Consider the following 19,041-nt stretch of genomic DNA (forward strand, 5'->3'; position numbering starts at 1 on the left):
CTCTCCCGGCGTCGATAGCGGCCGATGCTAGGGCCCGCTCGTTGCGCCCGCGTTAACTGATCGTGGTTGCGACGTTGCAACCCCGAGGGTCGCGGCGGGGAAGTGTCAGACCCCTCCTCTAGAGTTGGCCCCGTGCTGGTGATGGTGATGGACACGGCGACGGCGGCGGTGACCGCGGCGCTCGCGCAGGTCGGCGACGACGAGGTGACCCTGCTCGCGGAGCGGGTGACGGTCGACGCCCGCGGCGCCGGGGAGCTGCTCGCCCCCCAGATCGCCGCGATCCTGGCCGAGTGCGGCGCGTCGGCCGGCGACCTGACCGCGGTGGTCGCCGGGGTCGGGCCGGGCCCCTTCACCGGCCTGCGCGCCGGCCTGGTCACCGCGGCGGCCATGGGCCACGCGCTCGCCATCCCGGTGTTCGGCGTGTGCACCCTCGACGCGATCGGGCTCCGCCTGCCGGGCCACGCCCTGGTGGCGACCGACGCCCGCCGCAAGGAGGTCTACTGGGCCGTCTACCGCGACGGTGCCCGCCAGGCCGGCCCGGACGTGGCCAAGCCCGCGGCGGTGGCGCTCGACGGGATCGAGCGGGCCGCGGGGGACGGCGCCGAGAAGTATTCCGACGTGTTCGCCCTGCCGCTCGAGGAGCCGCGCTACCCGTCGGCCCTGGCCCTGGCCGAGCTGGCGGCCGACCGGGTGCGGGCGAAGGCGCCGTCGGAGACGCTGACGCCGCTGTACCTGCGCCGGCCCGACGCGGTGCTTCCCGGTGAGCGCAAGCCGGCCCTGCAATGACCGCGGTCGACGTCGTGGGCGCGGTCGAGCTCGCCGAGCTGCGGTGGTTCCACATCGAGGAGCTGCTGCCGATCGAGGACGAGCTGTTCGGCGAGGAGCGCTGGTCGGCCGGCATGTTCTGGAACGAGCTGGCCAACGGGCACCACTACCTGGTCGCGCTGGATCGGTCCGGCGACGGCGAGCGGGTCGTGGGGTATGCCGGGCTGGCCTTCTCGCCGCCGGACGAGGCGTGGGTCCAGAACATCGGCGTGCGCAAGGACGCGCAGCGGCGCGGGGTCGGGCGGCGGCTGCTGGAGGCCCTGCTCGGCGAGGCGCGGCGGCGCGGGGCGCGGCAGGTGCTGCTCGAGGTCGCCGTGGACAACGCGGCGGCGCAGAAGCTGTATGCGCGGTACGGGTTCGAGGCCGTCGGCATCCGCCGCGGCTACTACCAGCCCAGCAACACGGATGCCCTGGTGATGATGCGTGAGCACGAAGACTGAGCCGCTGGTTCTCGGGATCGAGACCTCGTGTGACGAGACGGGCGTCGGGATCGTCCGGGGGCACACGCTGCTCGCGGACGAGATCGCGTCCAGCGTGGACGAGCACGCCCGGTTCGGGGGCGTGGTGCCGGAGGTGGCCAGCCGCGCCCACTTCGAGGCGATGGTCCCGACGATGCAGCGGGCGCTGGACAAGGCGGGCGTGACGCTGGCCGACGTCGACGCGATCGCGGTGACGGCCGGGCCCGGGCTAGCGGGGGCGCTGCTGGTCGGGGTGGCGGCGGCCAAGGCGTATGCGCTGGCGGCGGGCAAGCCGATCTATGGCGTCAACCACCTCGCGGCGCACGTGGCGGTCGACACGCTGGAGCACGGGGCGCTGCCCGAGCCGGCGATCGCACTGCTGGTGTCGGGCGGACACTCCTCGCTGCTGCGGGTCGACGACCTGGCCGGCGGGGTGGTGCCGCTCGGGGCGACGATCGACGACGCCGCGGGCGAGGCGTTCGACAAGGTGGCGCGGCTGCTGGGGCTGCCGTTCCCGGGCGGGCCGCCGATCGACCGGGCCGCGCGCGAGGGGGAGGCGTCGATCGCGTTCCCGCGCGGGCTCACGGCGCCGCGGGACCTGGCCGAGCACCGGTTCGACTTCTCGTTCTCGGGCTTGAAGACGGCGGTGGCGCGGTGGGTCGAGGCCCGTGAGCGGGCCGGGGAGCCGGTGCCGGTCGCCCAGGTCGCGGCGAGCTTCCAGGAGGCGGTGTGTGACGTGCTGACGGTGAAGGCGGTCGACGCCTGCCGGGAGCACGGGATCGAGACGCTCGTGATCGGGGGCGGGGTGGCGGCGAACTCGCGGATCCGGTCGATGGCGCAGGAGCGATGCGACAAGTACGGGATCACGCTGCGGGTGCCGCGGCCGAAGCTCTGCACCGACAACGGCGCGATGGTGGCGGCGCTCGGCTCGCACCTGGTGGCGGCCGGGGCGGAGCCGGGCCGGCTGGGGCTGCCTTCCGACTCCGCGATGCCGATCACGTCGGTCACGGCCTGAGGGGCCGATCACCGGGCCGTCAGTGGTAGAAGCAGACCAGGTCCGTGTCCTCCCGGCGGCAGTCCCGCAGCCAGGACCGGACCTGTTCGACGGCCGTCACGACCTCCGGACGCTGTCCGTCGCTCTCGATCACAACGGACACCGTACTGTCCCGCTCGACGGGCCTGGACCGTCCGGCATCGATACGCTGTACGGCACGGTGATGTTGGAGGGGTGTGGTGGGAGTAGAGTCCAGCGCCGTGATCGTGCGCATGTGGGAGGTCAGGGCGCACCCGGAGGCGTTCGGGGAGCTGCTGTCCTGGGTTTGCGAGGCGATGCTGCCCAAGGTCGAGGTGCACCCCCTGCACCTGAGCAGCGAGGTGTACGCGTCGACGGACCATCGGCTCGTGGTCGTGTCCAAGTGGCGGGGCAGCACGCCCGAGGGGTTCGCCGAGCCGCCGTCGCACCTTGTGGCGCGAAAGCCGCAGTTTTGGGACTTTACGCAGGTCGACCGCTGAGGCGCGGCATAAATGTAAGGCGGGCCCGGACGGTCCGGGGTTACGGTCGCCAACTGTGCGCAGACTGCCTCTCGCCGAGCCCGGGGAGCCCGACAGCCGGTCCGCGGCCCGGTATCTGATCTGGATTGCGCGAAAACAGTTCTCGCTGATCGCCGGGGGCGTCTGCTTCGGCGTGCTGTGGATGGTCAGTCAGGCGCTGGTACCGGCGGCGATCGGGGCCGGGGTGGATGCGCTCACCCGCGGGGACAAGACCCGGCTGGGGTGGGCGGCGGCCACGGTGCTCGGCCTCGGGGCGGCGACCGCGTTCAGCGGGATCATGCGGCACAGGTTTGCCGTGTCGAACTTTCTCAGCGCCGGGTTCCGGACCATGCAGGTCACCGTGCGGCAGGCGGCGCGGCTCGGGGCGGGGCTGCAGCGGCGGGTGGCCACCGGCGAGGTCGTGAGCATCGGGACGTCGGACTTCGACCAGGTCGGGCTCGCGATGGACATCACGGCACGCGGGTTCGGGTCGGTGGTGGCGATCGTCGTCGTGTCCGTGCTGCTGCTTCGGGTTTCGGTGCCGCTCGGGCTGGTCGTGGTGATCGGTGTGCCGGTGCTGGTGGCGGTGGTGGGGGTGCTGCTGCGCCCGCTGCACCACCGGCGGCGCCACCAGCGGCAGCTCGCCGGGGAGCTCACCGGGCGGGTGGCGGACATCGTGGCGGGGTTGCGGGTGCTGCGCGGGGTCGGGGGCGAGGCCGCGTTCTCCGTCCGATATCGAACCGAGTCGCAGCGGGTGCGCTTCGCCGGGGTGCGGGTGGCGCGGGTCGAGTCCATGCTGGAGGCCGCCCAGATCCTGTTGCCGGGGTGCTTCGTCGCGCTGGTCACCTGGCTCGGGGCGCGGTTCGCGGTGGCCGGGCGGATCAGCCCGGGGGAGCTGGTGGCGTTCTACGCCTACGCCGCGTTCCTGATCGCGCCGCTGCGGACGCTGACCGAGTTCGCCGACAGGGTGATCCGCGGGCTCGTGAGCGCGCGCCGGGTGGTCGACGTGCTGCGGCTCGAGCCCGATTTCGTGCACGACCCGGCCGCGGCGGCGCTGGAGCCCGGCGACCTCGAGGACCCCGACTCGGGACTGTTCGTCAAGGCGGGCGTGCTCACGGCGGTCGCGGTCGCGCGGCCCGGGGACGCGGCGGCCATCGCGGATCGCCTCGCGCTCCTGGCGCCGGGGTCGGCGGCGCGCCTGTGCGGGGTACCGCTGCGGGAAATGCGGCTCGAGGACGTGCGGCGGCACATCGTGCTGGCCGACAACGACGGGCGGCTGTTCCGCGGGGCGCTGGGGGAGGAGCTCGGCGGCGGCGCGACGCTGGACGCCGCGGCGGCTGGGGACATCGTCGACGGGCTGCCCGACGGGCTCGACACCGAGATCGCCGAGCGGGGGCGGGACTTCTCCGGCGGCCAGCAGCAACGCCTGCGGCTGGCCCGGGCGCTCGCGCTCGACCCGCCGGTGCTGGTGCTCGTCGAGCCGACCAGCGCGGTCGACGCTCACACCGAGGCGCGCATCGCCGATCGGCTGCCGCAGGCGCGGGCCGGGCGCACGACCGTGGTCTGCACGACCAGCCCGCTGCTGCTCGACCGGGCCGACACCGTGGCGTTCGTGGGCGCCGACGGGCGGGTCGCGGCGACCGGGCCGCATCGGGTGCTGCTGGACGGCTGCCCGGAGTACGCCTCGATCGTGAACCGTGGGGAGGACTGATGCTGCCGATCGCGTCGCCGGCGCAGGTGCGGGCCTACCTGGGCGGACTGTTCGCCGCGTATCCGGGGCGGCTGAGTGTGGTGCTGGTGCTGCACCTTTCCGCGGCGGCGGCCGGGCTGGCGGCGCCTCCGCTGCTGGGGATGCTGGTGGGGCGGGTCGCGGCCGGGACCACGACGTGGACCGTGGACCGGATCGCCATGGCCATCGCCGGGTTCGTGATCGCGCAGTCGGTGCTGGTGCGCTACGCGCGGCTGGCCTCGGCGCGGCTGGCCGAGCAGGTGCTGGCCCGGCTGCGGGAGGAGTTCGTCGACGGGGTGCTGTCCGTGCCGCTGTCCACGGTGGAGCGGGCCGGCACCGGCGACCTGCTCAGCCGGGCGACGCGGGACGTGCAGCAGACGTCGGAGTCGGTGGACAACACGCTGCCGACGATCGTGGTCGGGCTGCTGCAGATGCTGCTCACGCTCGGGGCGATCGCGCTGGTCGCGCCGCTGCTGCTGGTGCCGGCGCTGATCGTGGTGCCCGGGCTGTACTACGTCTCCCGCTGGTACTTCCGCCGCGCCCCCGACGGCTATCTGCGCACCGGGGCCGCGTTCGCGCGGGTGGTGGACGGGCTGACCGAGACGGTCGAGGGGGCCCGGACCGTCGAGACCCTGAGCCGGCAGCGGGCGCGGGTGGAGCGGACCCAGCGGCACCTGGAGGAGCTGTACGCCGCCGAGCGCTACACGCTGGGGCTGCGCACGGTGTGGTACCCCCTCACCGAGTTCGCCTACGCGGTGCCGCCGGTGGTGACGCTGGTGGCCGGCGGCTGGTTCGTCGCCGAGGGCTGGGCGAGCGTCGGGCAGGTGACGACCACGGTGCTGTACTTCGTCGCGGTCGTCGACCCGCTGGACCGCGTGCTGTCGTACTTCGACCGCCTGCAGCTCGGCCTGGCCTCCCTCGCCCGCGTGGCCGGGGTGCGCGCGGCGGTCGAGCCGCCGCCGGTGGGCGGGCCGGCGCTGGTGGGCGGGCCGGCGCGAACGCCGGTCGACGAGCGGCTCGTTGCCTCCGGCGTGCGGTACTCCTATGTGGACGGCCGCGACGTGCTGCACGGCATCGACCTCGAGATCCGGCCGGGCGAGCGGCTGGCCATGGTCGGCCCTTCGGGCGCCGGCAAGTCGACGCTGGGCCGGCTGCTCGCCGGGATCCACGCGCCACGGTCGGGGTCGGTGGAGCTGGGTGCGGTACCGCTGACGGATCTCCCCCTCGACGAGCTGCGCGGGCACGTGGCGCTGGTCACCCAGGAGCACCACGTGTTCATTGGCAGCCTGCGCGACAACCTGACGCTGGCCAGGATGGACGCGACCGACGAGGAGCTGTTCGCGGCCCTGGCCACCGTCGACGCCCTCGACTGGGCGATGGCCCTCGGCCTGGACGCCACCGACCTGTCCCTGTCCCCGGCGCAGGCCCAGCAACTGGCGCTGGCCCGGCTGGTCCTCGCCGACCCGCACACGCTGGTCCTCGACGAGGCGACCTCGCTCATCGATCCGCGGGCGGCCCGGCACCTGGAGCGCTCGCTGGCCGGGGCGCTGGCGGGCCGGACCGTGGTGGCGATCGCGCACCGGCTCTTCTCCGCCCACGACGCCGACCGGGTCGCGGTCGTGGAGGACGGGCGGATCACGGAGCTGGGCAGCCACGACGAGCTAGTCGCGGCCGACGGCGCCTACGCCGCGCTGTGGCGGTCGTGGGCTACTTGATCAGGGTGTAGCCTACTTGATCAGGGTGTATACGACCCCGATGACGATCAGCGCGCCGATCGCGAGGGCGAAGGTGAGCAGCAGCTGGCGGCCGTCGTGCGACTCGGGCGGCAGGGGAGCCGGGGCGGACGGGGCGAGCGCGGGCAGGTCGGCGATCGCCCCGCGCAGCTCGTCCATGGTCCTGGCCGAGTAGACGGTGCCCGCACGCTCGGAGAACTCGTCGAGGGTGAGCCGGCCCGCCTCGGTGTGCCGCTGCAGGACCGTGATCACGCGCCGCCGGTCCTCGTCCGATGCCCGCACGCCGCCCATGGTTTCAGTGCGCGGCGATCGGCGCCAGCGTTGCCCCGGTGACCTGCACGAGGTCGGCCGGGGCGAGCTCGATCTGCAGGCCGCGGCGCCCGCCGGAGACGTACATGGTCGCCAGCTGCGAGGCGGACTCGTCGATCACGATCGGCAGCCGGGAACGCTGCCCGACCGGGGAGATTCCGCCGGTGACGTAGCCGGTGGCCCGCTCGGCCGCGGCCGGCTCGGCCATCGCGGCCCGCTTGCCGCTCACCGCGGCGGCCAGCGCCTTGAGGTCCAACGACGCCGAGACCGGCACCACACCCACGGTGAGCTGCCCGTCCACGGTGGTCACGAGGGTCTTGAACAGCCGCGACGGGTCGACGCCCAGCGCCGCGGCGGCGGCCTCGCCGTAGGAGGCGGCGCGGGGGTCGACCTCGTAGGTATGCGGGGTGAAGACGATCTTCGCGCGCGTCAGCAGTGCGGTCGCCGGGGTGCCCTTGCTCGCCACTGGCCCACAATAGCGACATGCAGATCGGCGCGGTCCAGTTGTACCTCGGCCCCGGCCACCTGTTCCTGGGCGCCACGAACGCCGTCGACCTTTCCGTGTTCGACGGCGACGGCGCGGTCACCGCGACCGAGCACCACGTGCGCATTGCCGCGCGGCCGCAGGTCGGGCCGGTGCGGGTGCGGCTCTGGCAGGGCGCCGGCCCGCGGGTCGGCCGGCTGGTCTTCGACGGGGTGCTCAAGCTGCCCGACGCCAAGTTCTGCGTCGAGGAGGGCGGCGGGGCGTCGCGGTACGTCATCAAGGTCAGCGGCTACGGCCCGCGGGTGCTCGTCGCCGTCGACGACCCCGGCCACGCCTCCCGGGTCGACGTGGTGCTCGAGCCCGAGTTCGTGCCGCGCAGCGCGCAGGTCTGGACGGCCGGCGAGCCGCCGTTTCCGAAGCTGACGGTGTCGCCGACCGCGCCCCGGCACCGGGCCGATGCCGTCGCCGACGCCCTGTCCGGCCACGACTTCCCGCGCAAGCGCCTGGCGGCGGCGCTGCTGGTGGTGGCCGAGGAGCGGCGGCAGCGCAACTCCGAGCAGAGCGTGGCCTTCTACGTCAACGACATCGTCGAGTGGCTGCGGTGGCTCAATGACCGGTTGACGTACGAGATGTGCCGCGACACCGGCCGCCGGCTCATGGGCCAGCTCGGCCTGCGCCCCCCGGACCTGCTGGCCGAGGACGTCCTCAGCGATCTGCAGCGGCGCCTGGGCCACCCGCTGGTCTGAGCAGCAGTGCGGCGTGCTCGCCGTTGATCCTGGTCAGCGCCAGCGCGGCCGACCGCGAGCCCTCCAGGCGCAGCTGGCGGCGCAGGTCCTCGACGTCGTGGGCGGAGCCGCGCTTGAGGATCTGCAGCGCGCCGACGTCGAGGGCGCGCAGCGCGGCCCGCAGCTTCTTGAGGGCGATCGGCAGGCGTTCGAGGATTTCGTACTGCCGGGCCAAGGGGCTCGGCGCCGCGCCCGCCGTCGTGACGTACGCGATCTCGGGGTCCAGCAGCGTGCCGCCCAGCGACTCGGCGAGCTCGGCCACCAGGTGGGCCCGCACGACGGCGCCGTCGGGGTCGTGCAGGTAGCCGCCGATCGGGCCGACCGGGGCGCGCTCCTCGCCGGAGCCGGTGAGCTCGACCGCCTCCCCGCCGCGCAGGACCGTCGCCCGGCGCGGGGCCTTCGCCAGCGGCCCGCACCACGCGGCCGCCTCGACCACGTCGCCGTCGACCGACACCCACTCGCCCTCCGCGCCCTCGGGCAGCAGCGCGTGGTCGATGCCCGGGGCGAGCTTCAGCACGGCGTAGCGCACCCGGCTCGGCAGGGCGGCGACGAAGTCCCACGGCGGGGAGTAGGCGCGGGGGTCGAACACCCGGCGGCCGCCCGTCGTGCGGCGGGCCGGGTCGCAGAAGACGGCGTCGAACTCGGCGAGGTCCAGCTCCGTGGCGTCGCGGGCCTGTACGCGTACCGCATCGGCCAGCCGCAGCGCGCGGACGTTGGCCTCCGCGACGGCGGCCGTGGCGGCGGCGGCGTCAACGGCCAAGACCTGCAGTCCCGCCCGGGCGAAGGCGATGGTGTCGGCGCCTACCCCGCAGCCGAGGTCGGCGACGCGGCGCGCGCCGGCGGCGGCCAGCCGGGCGGCCCGGCGGCGGGCGACGACGGCCCGGGTGGCTTGCTCCAGCCCGGCCCGCGTGAAGAGCATCACGGCGGCGTCGGGGCCGAACTTGGCGGCCGCCTTGCGCCGGAGCCCGGCCTGGGTCAGCGCGGCCGCGGCCAGGGCCGGCGCGAACCCGCGGGCCCGCAGCGCAGAGGCCGCGGCCAGCGGATCGTCCTCGGGCTGCGCGGCGGCCGCGGCCAGCGCCGCCCGCCCGGCCTCGGTGTCCAGCGCCATCAGGTCGTCGAGCTCCACCAGCCGATTATGCGCAATGATCGCCGGGTGATTTCGTGGCGTGTTTGGCACTCTAGTTGACGGAGTGCTAGCCGCCGACATAACCTCCGATTAGCACTCTCGTGTCGAGGGTGCCAGTCAACCCGGCCGGGGCCGGCACCCGCGACGACGGCTCTACCGGGCTACTAGATGAGCAAGCTCGATACCCCAGGAGGGTATGCCCGTGACTACCGCGACGCAGGTTGCGATCAAGCCGCTCGAGGACCGCATCCTGGTCCAGGCCAACGAGGCTGAGACGACCACCGCCTCGGGCATCGTCATTCCGGACACCGCGAAGGAGAAGCCCCAGGAGGGCACCGTCATCGCGGTGGGCCCGGGTCGCATCGACGACAAGGGCAACCGGGTGCCGATCGACGTCAAGGTCGGCGACACCGTCATCTACTCGAAGTACGGCGGCACCGAGGTCAAGTACGCCGGCGCGGAGTACCTGGTGCTCTCGGCCCGCGACGTGCTCGCTGTCATCGAGAAGTGACCTTTCTTCACTAGAAGCAGTGGCCACCGCCCCGGACCCGTGCGTCAGTCGCTCGGCGGCCGGGGCGGTGTCGCTTTGAAGGGAATCCAACAAGCATGGCGAAGATCCTGAGCTTCTCCGACGAGGCGCGCCACCTTCTGGAGCACGGCGTCAACCGCCTGGCCGACACGGTCAAGGTCACGCTCGGCCCCCGGGGGCGCAACGTCGTCCTGGACAAGAAGTTCGGTGCCCCCACCATCACCAACGACGGCGTGACGATCGCCAAGGAGATCGAGCTCGCCAACCCGTACGAGAACCTTGGCGCGCAGCTGGTCAAGGAGGTCGCCACCAAGACCAACGACGTGGCGGGCGACGGCACCACCACGGCCACGGTCCTGGCCCAGGCGCTCGTCCGCGAGGGCCTGCGCAACGTGACCGCCGGCGCCAACCCGGCCGGGCTCAAGCGCGGCATCGACGCGGCCTCGGCCGCGGTCGTGCAGGCCCTCAAGGACAAGGCCACCCCGGTCGCGAGCCACACCGAGATCGCGCAGGTCGCCACCATCTCCGCGCAGGACGCCACCATCGGCGACCTCATCGCCTCGGCGATGGAGCGGGTCGGCCGCGACGGCGTCATCACGGTCGAGGAGGGCTCGACCCTCACGACCGAGCTCGAGGTCACCGAGGGCATGCAGTTCGACAAGGGCTTCGTGTCGCCGCACTTCGTGACCGACGTGGAGGCCCAGGAGGCTGTCCTCGAGGACACCTACGTCCTGGTCACCACCCAGAAGATCTCCGCCATCGAGGAGCTGCTGCCCCTCCTGGAGAAGATCGTCCAGAACAACAAGCCGCTGCTGATCATCGCCGAGGACGTCGAGGGCCAGGCCCTGTCCACCCTCGTCGTGAACGCGATCCGCAAGACCTTCAAGATCGTCGCGGTCAAGGCGCCCGGCTTCGGCGACCGCCGCAAGGCGATGCTGCAGGACATCTCGATCCTGACCGGCGCCGAGCTGGTCGCCCCGGAGCTTGGCTACAAGCTCGAGGGCGTCGGCCTGGAGCAGCTGGGCACCGCCCGCCGCGTGGTGGTCTCCAAGGACCTGACCACGATCGTGGACGGCGGCGGCGACAAGTCCGAGGTCGAGGGGCGCGTCGAGCAGCTGCGCAAGGAGATCGAGGCCTCCGACTCCGACTGGGACAAGGAGAAGCTCAACGAGCGCGTCGCGAAGCTCGCGGGCGGCGTGGCGGTCATCAAGGCCGGCGCGGCGACCGAGGTCGAGATGAAGGAGCGCAAGCACCGCATCGAGGACGCGATCTCCGCGACCAAGGCCGCGGTGCAGGAGGGCATCGTCCCCGGCGGCGGCGCCGCCCTGACCCAGGTCCTCTCGGTCCTGGACGGCGACCTCGGCCTCACCGGCGACGAGAAGGTCGGCGTGTCGATCGTGCGCAAGGCCCTGGTCGAGCCGCTGCGGTGGATCGCCCAGAACGCGGGCTTCGACGGGTACGTCGTGGTCGGCAAGGTCCAGGCGCTCGACTTCGGCCACGGCCTGGACGCCGCCACGGGCGACTACGTCGACCTGGTGAAGTCCGGCATCGTCGACCCGGTGAAGGTGACGCACAGCGCGGTCGCCAACGCCGCCTCGATCGCCGGCCTGCTGCTGACGACGGAGAGCCTGATCGTCGAGAAGCCGGCCGCGCCGGAGCCGGCTGCTGCGGGCGGGCACGGCCACGGGCACGGGCACTCGCACGGCCCGGGCTTCTGACCTGTTTGTGAACGGGCCCGGGGCGGCGCTTCTGCCGTCCCGGGCCCTTTTGCATGCTCTGGTAACGCGTCTTGGTCCGATCGGCGGCGCCCGGCTTATCAGCAGTTGGGCGTTTTTGCGCCATTCGGCAAGCGCGGCTCGGCGCCCAAAGCTTAGGGAGTGATTACCGTTGTTGGAGCCGCTCCGATGAGCGCCGCATGCTAGGGGCGTGCACACTCGCAGGTTCGGGGCGCTCGCCGCGCTGACCGCCGCCGTCGTGGCCCTGGGCGTCGCCGAGGCCGTCGCCATCCTCACCGGCGCCACCACGTCCCCGCTGGTGAGCGTCGGCGGCGTGGTCATCGACAACGTTCCGGCCGCGGTCAAGGACTTCGCGGTCCAGGTCTTCTACACCTACGACAAGCTGGCCTTGAGCGTCGGCACCATCGCCGTGCTCGCCGCGTTCGCCGTGGTCATCGGCGTCTTCGCGGCCAAGCGGGAGATCATCGGGTACGCCGGCATCGGGCTCTTCGCCGCCATCGGCATCGCCGCCGCGCTCAGCCGGCACGCCGCGCCCTGGTACGCGTTCGTCCCCACGCTCGTCGGGGCGCTGGCCGGCGTCGCCGTCCTGCGCTGGCTGTTCACCCGCGAGGCCGGGTACAACGCCACGCCCGAGCAGCGGCGGGCGTTCCTGCGCTCGGCCGGGTACACGCTCGTGGGAGCCGCCGTCCTGGGCCTCGCGAGCCGCTGGTGGTCCACCCGCCGCGGGGTCGAGGCCGACCGGGCCGCGATCGACCTACCCCCGGTGCCGCCGGACACCGCCGCGTCGCCGCTGCCGTCCGAGGCCGTCGGCCTCGCCCCTTTCGTCACCCCGAACAAGGACTTCTACCTGATCGACACGGCGCTGGTGGTGCCGCAGCTGACCAGCGGGGACTGGCAGCTGCGCATCCACGGCCGGGTGGAGAAGGAGATCACCATCAGCTACCAGGAACTGCTGCGGCGGCCGATGATCGAGCGGTACATCACGCTGGCCTGCGTCTCGAACGAGGTCGGCGGCGGGCTCATCGGCAACGCCAGGTGGCAGGGCGTCCGGGTGGCCGACCTGATTCGCGAGGCGCGCCCGAAGGCGGGGGCCGACCAGGTGGTGAGCCGCTCCAGCGACGGGTTCACCGCCGGCACGCCCACGGCGGTGCTGCTCGACGGGCGGGACGCGATGCTCGCGATCGCCATGAACGGCGAGCCGCTGCCCATCGAGCACGGTTTTCCGGTGCGGATGGTGGTGCCCGGACTGTACGGCTACGTCTCCGCGACAAAATGGCTCGTAGAACTCGAACTGACGTCGTTCGCCGATTTCGACGCGTATTGGATCAAGCGCGGATGGGCGGCGCAGGGGCCGATCAAGACCGAATCGAGAATCGACACGCCGCGCAATGGCGGCAAGCCGAAGGCCGGCGACGTCATGATTGCCGGCGTGGCCTGGGCCCAGCACCGGGGCATTTCCAAGGTCGAGGTCCGCGTCGATGACGGGGAATGGCAGGCGGCGACGTTGCTCCCGGTACCGTCGATCGACACCTGGCGGCAGTGGACGCTCAAGTGGCGGGCCACCCCCGGCCGGCACCGGCTGACGGTGCGCGCCACCGACAACGGCGGGCAGACCCAGACAGACGCCGTGGCGCCGCCGGACCCCGACGGCGCCACGGGGTGGCACTCGATTGAGGTGGACGTCCCCTGAGGCGGACGTCCAGGTAGGTCAGCGGGCGGCGGTGCGTGACCGGGTCGTGCCCGCCGACGTCTGCGGCCGGCGCTGCGACGGCACGCCCGGCGCCGGGTGCGTCGGGCCGGGGCGGCCCCCGGGCGCCACGCGCAGCGGCTGCTGCGGTCCGGCATTGGCCTGCGGCACGGGCGGCGTCGGGCGCAGGCCGAGCTTGGCCTCCAGCCGCGCCACGTCGATCTTGCCGTGGCGCCGGTCGGCGGCGTCCTCCCAGCCCAGGGCCAGTAGCCGCAGCCGCTCGCCCTCGGTGAAGCCGCCCCACACGCCGTACGGCTCGCGGGTGGCGAGCGCCTGGGCGGCGCACTCGGCGCGCACCGGGCAGGCCCGGCACACGTTCTTGGCGGCGGCCTCCCGGCGGCCGCGCGAGGCGCCGCGTTCCCCGTCGGGATGGAAGAACTGGGCGCTGTCCCGTCCGCGGCACAGTCCGAGCCGCTGCCAGTCCCAAACGTCCGCGATGGGACCGGGCAGGCGAGTCACGTTGGTCATTCGCTCCTCCTTCCAGGCGTGCGGCCTGGAATTCGCGCGTCGCACAGCCTCTGTACAACGCACGAGACCGCCACAGGTAACGGCATGTCGTCGATCAATTTCTCGTAGGCCAATCGCGGCGAAACCACGTCTAGATCTAGCGATTTCGTGTTTCTCTCTTTGAGAGAGAGGAGCACGACGGTGCGTACGATTTTGGTGTGTGTGCGAACACAGGTCGCGGCACAGACGGTCGCCGCAGCCGCGGCCAGGCTGGGAGTGGCACACGCGGTGCGGACCGCCGTCACGATGGTCGAGGCCCTGGCGCGACTCAGTGAGCAGCCGGTCGACCTGGTGCTGGCGGACCCGGCGCTGTCCCGCCCCGACAGCGCGGAGTTCTCCCGGCGCGTGCTGGCCGTGTCGCCGGCCGCGACGGTGGTCTTCTTCGGCACGGAGGAGCCCCGGGCCGCCGCCGCGGCGATCGCCGCCGGTGCCCGCGCGGTCATCCGCGTCGACACGGCCGACCCGGTGACGACCCTCGCGAAGGCCGTGCTGCTGGTGCTGAGCCAGGTCGGCCGCAACAACGGCGATCCGGTGCTGCAGTCCCGCGTGGGCGCGCCGACCCAGGCCGCCGGCAACGCGCTGCAGGCCGCCCGCGGGCTGCCGGGCACCGCGAGGACGGCGGTCGGCGTGCCGGGGGCCCGCATCGCCGGGGCCGGGGTGCCGCAGCAGCGCGGCGACGGGCCGGGCGAGGCACCCCGCCGGCGGGTCGAGCTCACCGAGCGGGAGCTGCAGGTGCTGCGGGGCATGGCGGACGGCAAGAGCAACGCCGAGATCGGGCGCGAGCTGTTCGTTTCCGAGGACACGGTCAAGACGCACGCTCGCCGGCTGTTCCGGAAGCTGGGTGCGCGTGACCGGGCGCACGCCGTAGCGGCGGCGTTCCGTGCCGGCCTCGTGAGCTGACGCCTCGTGGACTGACGCCTCGTGAGCTGATGCTTTGTGGGCTGATGCCCCGTGAGCTGGCGCTTTGTGGGCTGGCGCTATGCGGGCTGACGCCTCGTGGGTTGATGCTTTGTGGGCCGGCGCTATCTGGGCTGACGCCTCGTGGGTTGATGCTTTGTGGGCCGGCGCCTTGTGCGAGCGAACAGCAGGGGCTGACCGGGTTGCCCCGCGCCGTCGAGTCGATGCCTGGGGTCCGGACCGGGCCCACGGCATCCGCCCCCGCGGCCGCGCCGGACGGGTCAGCGCACGCACGCTCCATCGGGTGCGCGGCGCCGAGGGGCTGAGGCCGATCGAGGCAGGCCGTCCAGGGCATGCCGCAGCGGTACCCGCCGCGCGACAAACCTAAACGGTCACCTGTTCAGGTCAGCTTCGGGTCAGCTTTCGTTGTCGTCCGTCGCACTCGCCAGTGCGTCGTGGACCCCGTCAGCGTAACCCCGCGCGTACTCCCATGTGACGTAATGGTCCGGGTCGGGGTCGAAGGCGGGCTCGTGCACGCGCGGCCGCCCGGACGTCAGCAGGTGCTTCAGGTTGCCCCGTAGCAGGTCCCAGTCGAAGTAGTGCGGCTCGTGGCAGTCCTCGCACTCGATGACGAGCCCGCGCACGCCGATCGCCGTGAGCAGCGCCTGGTAGATCTCGAGGTCGGCAAGGTCCTCGAGAACGTCCTGGCGCTCGGCGGCGGTCAACGGGTCGTCGGCCCCGTTTTCGCTGAGCTCGGCCGATGGATCGGCCGGGTCACCGGCGAACGGGTCGATGGGCTCTTCGTGCACGCCTCAACGGTAGCCCTATTCGGCCCCGGTGTGGGCCCGGGCACGGCTCTGCCATGGCGGGCGGGTGCGGCGCCGAGGCGGAAGTACGATGAGACGCACCCGCCGGACGACCGAGAGCTGGGATGCGCTTCATGGACTTCTCCCGACCTGACGTGCTGCCTTTGGGCCTGACCTTCGACGACGTGCTGCTGCTTCCGGGCGAATCGGACGTGGTGCCCAGCGCCGTGGACACCTCCAGCCGTATCACCCGCAACATCACGCTCCGGATGCCACTGGTGTCCAGCGCCATGGACACGGTGACCGAGGCTCGGATGGCGATCGCCATGGCCCGGCAGGGCGGCATCGGCACGCTGCACCGCAACCTGTCGATCGACGACCAGGCGCAGCAGGTCGACATGGTCAAGCGCTCCGAGGCCGGCATGGTCACCAACCCGGTCACCTGCTCGCCCGACGACACGCTGGGCGAGGTCGACAGGCTGTGCGGGCGGTATCGCATCTCCGGCGTGCCGGTCACCGACGCCGACGGCCAGCTGGTCGGCATCGTCACCAACCGCGACATGCGCTTCGTGTCCGACCCGAACACCCGGGTCCGCGACATCATGACCGTGGCCCCGCTGATCACCGCCCGCGTCGGGGTGAGCAAGGACGAGGCCCTCGCGCTGCTGCGGCAGCACAAGATCGAGAAGCTGCCGATCGTCGACGAGGGCGGCAAGCTGCGCGGCCTCATCACCGTGAAGGACTTCTCCAAGAGCGAGAAGTTCCCGCACGCGACCAAGGACGAGGCCGGCCGGCTGCGGGTCGCCGCCGCCGTGGGCGTCGGCGAGGACGCCTACAAGCGGGCCCGCACGCTCATCGACGCCGGGCTCGACATCGTCATGGTGGACACCGCGCACGGGCACAACCGCCAGGTCGTGGAGATGGTCCAGCGGCTGAAGAAGGAGACCTCGGTCGACGTGGTCGGTGGCAATGTGGCCACCTACGAGGGCGCCAAGGCGCTCGCCGAGGCCGGCGCCGACGCGGTCAAGATCGGCGTGGGCCCGGGCTCGATCTGCACCACCCGCGTCATCGCCGGCGTCGGGGTGCCGCAGATCACCGCGATCATGGAGGCCGCCCGCGCCTGCCGCCCGCTCGGCGTGCCGGTGATCGCCGACGGTGGCGTGCAATACTCCGGCGACATCGCCAAGGGCATCGCCGCCGGCGCCGACACCGTGATGCTGGGCAGCCTGCTCGCCGGCTGCGAGGAGAGCCCCGGCGACCTGATCTTCATCAACGGCAAGCAGTTCAAGACGTACCGCGGCATGGGCTCCCTCGGCGCCATGCAGTCGCGGGGCCAGGCGCGCTCCTACTCCAAGGACCGTTACTTCCAGGACGACGTGAACTCCGACGACAAGCTCGTCCCCGAGGGCATCGAGGGCCAGGTCGCCTACCGCGGGCCCCTGTCCGCGGTCGCCCAGCAGCTCATCGGGGGCCTGCGCTCCGGCATGGGCTACGTCGGCGCGCCCACGATCGCCGAGATGCACGAGCGTGCCCGGCTCATCCGGATCACCGCGGCCGGGCTCAAGGAGAGCCACCCGCACGACATCCAGATGACCGTCGAGGCGCCGAACTACCACTCGCGGTAGCGGAGTGGACGTACACCCCGAATTCAACAGGAGCCGACATGCGTGACGTGGTCGAGATCGGGCTCAGTAAGAGCGCCCGGCGTGGCTACCACCTGGACGACATCGCCATCGTTCCGACGCGCCGCACCCGGGACGTCGACGACGTGTCGACGAACTGGCAGCTCGACGCGTATCCGTTCAAGATCCCGTGCGTGGCGCACCCGTCCGACGCCACGATGAGCCCCGCCACCGCCGTCGCGCTCGGCAAGCTCGGCGGGCTCGGCGTGCTCAACGTCGAGGGCCTCTGGACGCGGTATGCCGATCCGACCAAGATCCTCGAGGAGCTGTCCGGCCTGGACGACGAGGCGCCGGCCACCCGGCGGCTGCAGGAGGTCTACGCCGAGTCGATCAAGCCGGAGCTGATCGTCGAGCGGGTCAAGGAGATCCGCGACGGCGGTGTCACGGTCGCCGTGCGGGTGTCGCCGCAGCACACGCTCGCGCTGGCCCCGGTGATCCTCGACGCCGGCGTGGACATCCTGGTCATCCAGGGCACGCTGGTGTCGGCCGAGCACGTCTCGACCACCGACGAGCCGCTCAACCTCAAGGAGTTCATCGCCGACCTCGACCTGCCGGTCATCGTCGGCGGCTGCACCAACTACCAGACCGCGCTGCACCTCATGCGCACCGGCGCGGCCGGCGTCATCGTCGGCATCGGGGCCGACGAGTGGTCGACCACCGACCGCGTGCTCGGCATCCGGGTGCCCATGGCGACCGCGATCGCCGACGCCGCCGACGCCCGGCGCGACTACCTGGACGAGACCGGCGGGCGGTACGTCCACATCATCGCCGACGGCAACATCCAGACCTCGGGCGACATCGCCAAGGCGCTGGGCTGCGGCGCCGACGCCGTGATGGTCGGCGAGCCGCTCTCGCGTAGCGAGTCGGCCCCGGGCGGCGGCGCCTGGTGGCACTCGGCCGCGAGCCACCCGAACCTGCCCCGCGGCTCCTTCGGCTCGGCCGAGTCCTCGCTGGGCGGCCTGGAGAAGGTGCTCTACGGCCCGTCCGAGGACCCCGACGGCGCGCTGAACCTCTTCGGCGGGCTGCGGCGGGCGATGGCCAAGTGCGGGTACCGCGACCTGAAGGAGTTCCAGAAGGTCGGCCTGATCCTCGACAAGTAGGACGCCCTCGAGAGGCGGCCCGGGTCCCGACCGACCCGGGCCGCTTTCGTGTTCCGCCACCGTTGATCCGAAAAGTCGGGCACTGCGTGCCACGACTTTTCGGACATATGACCTGACGGGGTATAAATCCAATTAAGCCGTGGTGCGGGGTGCCCGACTTGTCGCTTTCGGGGGGATGTCACCGCACGGGCGAAGTCCAGCGGGGCCGGGTGCAGGTCCCGGCCCCGAAGCGAGCAGCGCCTGCTCAGCGGGGCAGTGCCTGCTGCAGCTCGGCCCGGAGCGCCGGGGTCAGCATCTCGCCGGCCTGCTTGGCCAGGCGGGCCATCTCGTAGCCGACCACGCCGATGTCCGCCTCCCGGCCGGCCAGCGTGGCCAAGATCGAGCCGTCCCGGATCGACATGACCAGGAAGAAGCCCTGGCCCATCTCGACCACGGTCTGCTTGACCTCGTCGCCGTCGAAGATCCGCGCGGCGCCGCTGGTGACCGAGACCAGGCCGGACGTGACGGCGGCCAGCTGGTCGGCGCTGTCGCGGGGCAGGTGGTCGGAGACGGCCACCAGGAGGCCGTCGGAGGACACCACCACCGCATGGGCGATGCCGGGCACCCGCTCGGTGAACGCGTTGATCAGCCAGCTCAGGTCGCGTGCTTGTTGGCTCAGGGTCACGTCGTGCTCCCTCGATGTTCGTTGATCGGCACCGTGGGCACCTCGTCCTCGTTCGCGGCTCGGTGCACGCCACTGTAGAACCGGGTGAGCATGCTGCCCACGCTAGCCGGGTCCGGCTCGGTGTGCCCGACCGTGATCGGCTGGGTCGGCTCGGGCTCGGCGGGCACCTGGCCCGTCGGGTCGCCCGGCAGCTGGGCCAGCGGGACGCGGATGGGCAGCCCGGCGCTGCTGGTACCGGCGGTGACCGGCTCGCGCTGCGCCGGGATCGCCGGGGCCGGGGCGGGTGCGTCGCCGCCCCCGCCGCGGGACCACCAGCGGGTGCCCTTCGCCGCCGGCGCGGCATTGCCCCGCGCGGCAGCACCCAGGATGTCCTCGGCGCGGGTGGGGCCGCGCC

18 protein-coding genes and 2 pseudogenes are annotated in these 19,041 nt (G+C 72.6%); 13 read left to right on the forward strand and 7 right to left on the reverse strand.

Annotation, left to right across the window (positions count from 1 at the left end):
* Window positions 1–132 precede the first annotated feature (132 nt).
* From tsaB to AB0M46_RS40805, 6 genes are all read left to right on the forward strand, one after another.
* Complete coding sequence (gene tsaB / locus AB0M46_RS40780) at window positions 133–786, forward strand: tRNA (adenosine(37)-N6)-threonylcarbamoyltransferase complex dimerization subunit type 1 TsaB (RefSeq protein ID WP_363345249.1); 654 nt, start codon at window positions 133–135, stop codon at window positions 784–786.
* Window positions 783–1,265, forward strand: a complete 483-nt coding sequence (gene rimI / locus AB0M46_RS40785; protein WP_363345250.1) for a ribosomal protein S18-alanine N-acetyltransferase — start codon at window positions 783–785, stop codon at window positions 1,263–1,265. Before tsaB ends, rimI begins: the two co-directional genes overlap by 4 nt.
* A complete protein-coding gene (tsaD, locus tag AB0M46_RS40790; protein ID WP_363345251.1) occupies window positions 1,249–2,298 on the forward strand; it encodes a tRNA (adenosine(37)-N6)-threonylcarbamoyltransferase complex transferase subunit TsaD in 1,050 nt (349 codons plus the stop codon). The genes rimI and tsaD overlap by 17 nt, the downstream gene beginning before the upstream one ends.
* 239 nt (window positions 2,299–2,537) lie before the next feature.
* Window positions 2,538–2,795, forward strand: coding sequence for a hypothetical protein (locus AB0M46_RS40795; protein ID WP_363345252.1), 258 nt, complete (start codon window positions 2,538–2,540; stop codon window positions 2,793–2,795).
* Window positions 2,796–2,850: 55 nt separating this feature from the next.
* On the forward strand, window positions 2,851–4,524 hold the full coding sequence (locus AB0M46_RS40800; protein ID WP_363345253.1) for an ABC transporter ATP-binding protein: 1,674 nt from the start codon (window positions 2,851–2,853) through the stop codon (window positions 4,522–4,524).
* The gene (locus tag AB0M46_RS40805; RefSeq protein ID WP_363345254.1) at window positions 4,524–6,257 is read left to right on the forward strand and encodes an ABC transporter ATP-binding protein; all 1,734 of its coding nucleotides are present in this window, start codon (window positions 4,524–4,526) and stop codon (window positions 6,255–6,257) included. Before AB0M46_RS40800 ends, AB0M46_RS40805 begins: the two co-directional genes overlap by 1 nt.
* Before the next feature lie 12 nt (window positions 6,258–6,269).
* Here AB0M46_RS40805 and AB0M46_RS40810 read toward each other — a convergent pair whose 3' ends face one another.
* The gene (locus tag AB0M46_RS40810; protein WP_363345255.1) at window positions 6,270–6,557 is read right to left on the reverse strand and encodes a DUF1707 domain-containing protein; all 288 of its coding nucleotides are present in this window, start codon (window positions 6,555–6,557) and stop codon (window positions 6,270–6,272) included.
* Between the two features lie 13 nt (window positions 6,558–6,570).
* A complete protein-coding gene (gene ybaK, locus AB0M46_RS40815; protein ID WP_363345256.1) occupies window positions 6,571–7,050 on the reverse strand; it encodes a Cys-tRNA(Pro) deacylase in 480 nt (159 codons plus the stop codon).
* Between the two features lie 17 nt (window positions 7,051–7,067).
* On the opposite strand from ybaK, the gene AB0M46_RS40820 reads away from it, so the two are divergent.
* Window positions 7,068–7,814 (forward strand): hypothetical protein, encoded by a 747-nt coding sequence (locus AB0M46_RS40820; RefSeq protein ID WP_363345257.1) that lies wholly within the window; start codon window positions 7,068–7,070, stop codon window positions 7,812–7,814.
* Here the strand turns inward: AB0M46_RS40820 and AB0M46_RS40825 are convergent.
* Window positions 7,774–8,979 carry a methyltransferase domain-containing protein gene (locus AB0M46_RS40825; protein WP_363345258.1) on the reverse strand — a complete coding sequence of 402 codons (1,206 nt, stop codon included), beginning with the start codon at window positions 8,977–8,979 and terminating at the stop codon, window positions 7,774–7,776. The two genes, AB0M46_RS40820 and AB0M46_RS40825, sit on opposite strands and share 41 nt — an antisense overlap.
* Window positions 8,980–9,175: 196 nt before the next feature.
* Here AB0M46_RS40825 and groES point away from each other — a divergent pair, with 196 nt between their 5' ends.
* From groES to AB0M46_RS40840, 3 genes are all read left to right on the forward strand, one after another.
* Window positions 9,176–9,490, forward strand: a complete 315-nt coding sequence (gene groES / locus AB0M46_RS40830; protein WP_344616035.1) for a co-chaperone GroES — start codon at window positions 9,176–9,178, stop codon at window positions 9,488–9,490.
* Window positions 9,491–9,585: 95 nt separating this feature from the next.
* Window positions 9,586–11,226, forward strand: coding sequence for a chaperonin GroEL (gene groL, locus AB0M46_RS40835; RefSeq protein ID WP_363345259.1), 1,641 nt, complete (start codon window positions 9,586–9,588; stop codon window positions 11,224–11,226).
* A 208-nt stretch (window positions 11,227–11,434) separates the two neighbouring features.
* A complete protein-coding gene (locus AB0M46_RS40840; protein WP_363345260.1) occupies window positions 11,435–12,934 on the forward strand; it encodes a molybdopterin-dependent oxidoreductase in 1,500 nt (499 codons plus the stop codon).
* Between the two features lie 186 nt (window positions 12,935–13,120).
* Here the strand turns inward: AB0M46_RS40840 and AB0M46_RS40845 are convergent.
* Window positions 13,121–13,459: pseudogene (locus tag AB0M46_RS40845) on the reverse strand (WhiB family transcriptional regulator); the annotation flags it as partial.
* Between the two features lie 180 nt (window positions 13,460–13,639).
* Here AB0M46_RS40845 and AB0M46_RS40850 point away from each other — a divergent pair.
* Complete coding sequence (locus tag AB0M46_RS40850) at window positions 13,640–14,398, forward strand: LuxR C-terminal-related transcriptional regulator (protein ID WP_363345261.1); 759 nt, start codon at window positions 13,640–13,642, stop codon at window positions 14,396–14,398.
* A gap of 413 nt (window positions 14,399–14,811) precedes the next feature.
* Here the strand turns inward: AB0M46_RS40850 and AB0M46_RS40855 are convergent, their stop codons facing one another.
* Window positions 14,812–15,204 carry a DUF5319 domain-containing protein gene (locus AB0M46_RS40855; RefSeq protein WP_363345262.1) on the reverse strand — a complete coding sequence of 131 codons (393 nt, stop codon included), beginning with the start codon at window positions 15,202–15,204 and terminating at the stop codon, window positions 14,812–14,814.
* A gap of 131 nt (window positions 15,205–15,335) precedes the next feature.
* On the opposite strand from AB0M46_RS40855, the gene guaB reads away from it, so the two are divergent.
* Entirely contained in the window at window positions 15,336–16,826 is a 1,491-nt protein-coding gene (gene guaB / locus AB0M46_RS40860) for an IMP dehydrogenase (RefSeq protein WP_363345263.1), read from the forward strand.
* 38 nt (window positions 16,827–16,864) lie between these two features.
* Window positions 16,865–17,983: a GuaB3 family IMP dehydrogenase-related protein gene (locus tag AB0M46_RS40865; RefSeq protein WP_363345264.1), complete on the forward strand. Its 1,119-nt coding sequence runs from the start codon at window positions 16,865–16,867 to the stop codon at window positions 17,981–17,983.
* Between the two features lie 244 nt (window positions 17,984–18,227).
* On the opposite strand, the gene AB0M46_RS40870 is transcribed toward AB0M46_RS40865, so the two are convergent.
* Window positions 18,228–18,641, reverse strand: a complete 414-nt coding sequence (locus AB0M46_RS40870) for a roadblock/LC7 domain-containing protein (RefSeq protein ID WP_344616054.1) — start codon at window positions 18,639–18,641, stop codon at window positions 18,228–18,230.
* 2 nt (window positions 18,642–18,643) lie between these two features.
* A pseudogene (locus AB0M46_RS40875) lies at window positions 18,644–19,041 on the reverse strand (hypothetical protein); the annotation flags it as partial.

It is taken from the genome of Dactylosporangium sp. NPDC051485, from assembly GCF_040682015.1.
Classification (GTDB): Bacteria; Actinomycetota; Actinomycetes; order Mycobacteriales; family Micromonosporaceae; genus Dactylosporangium.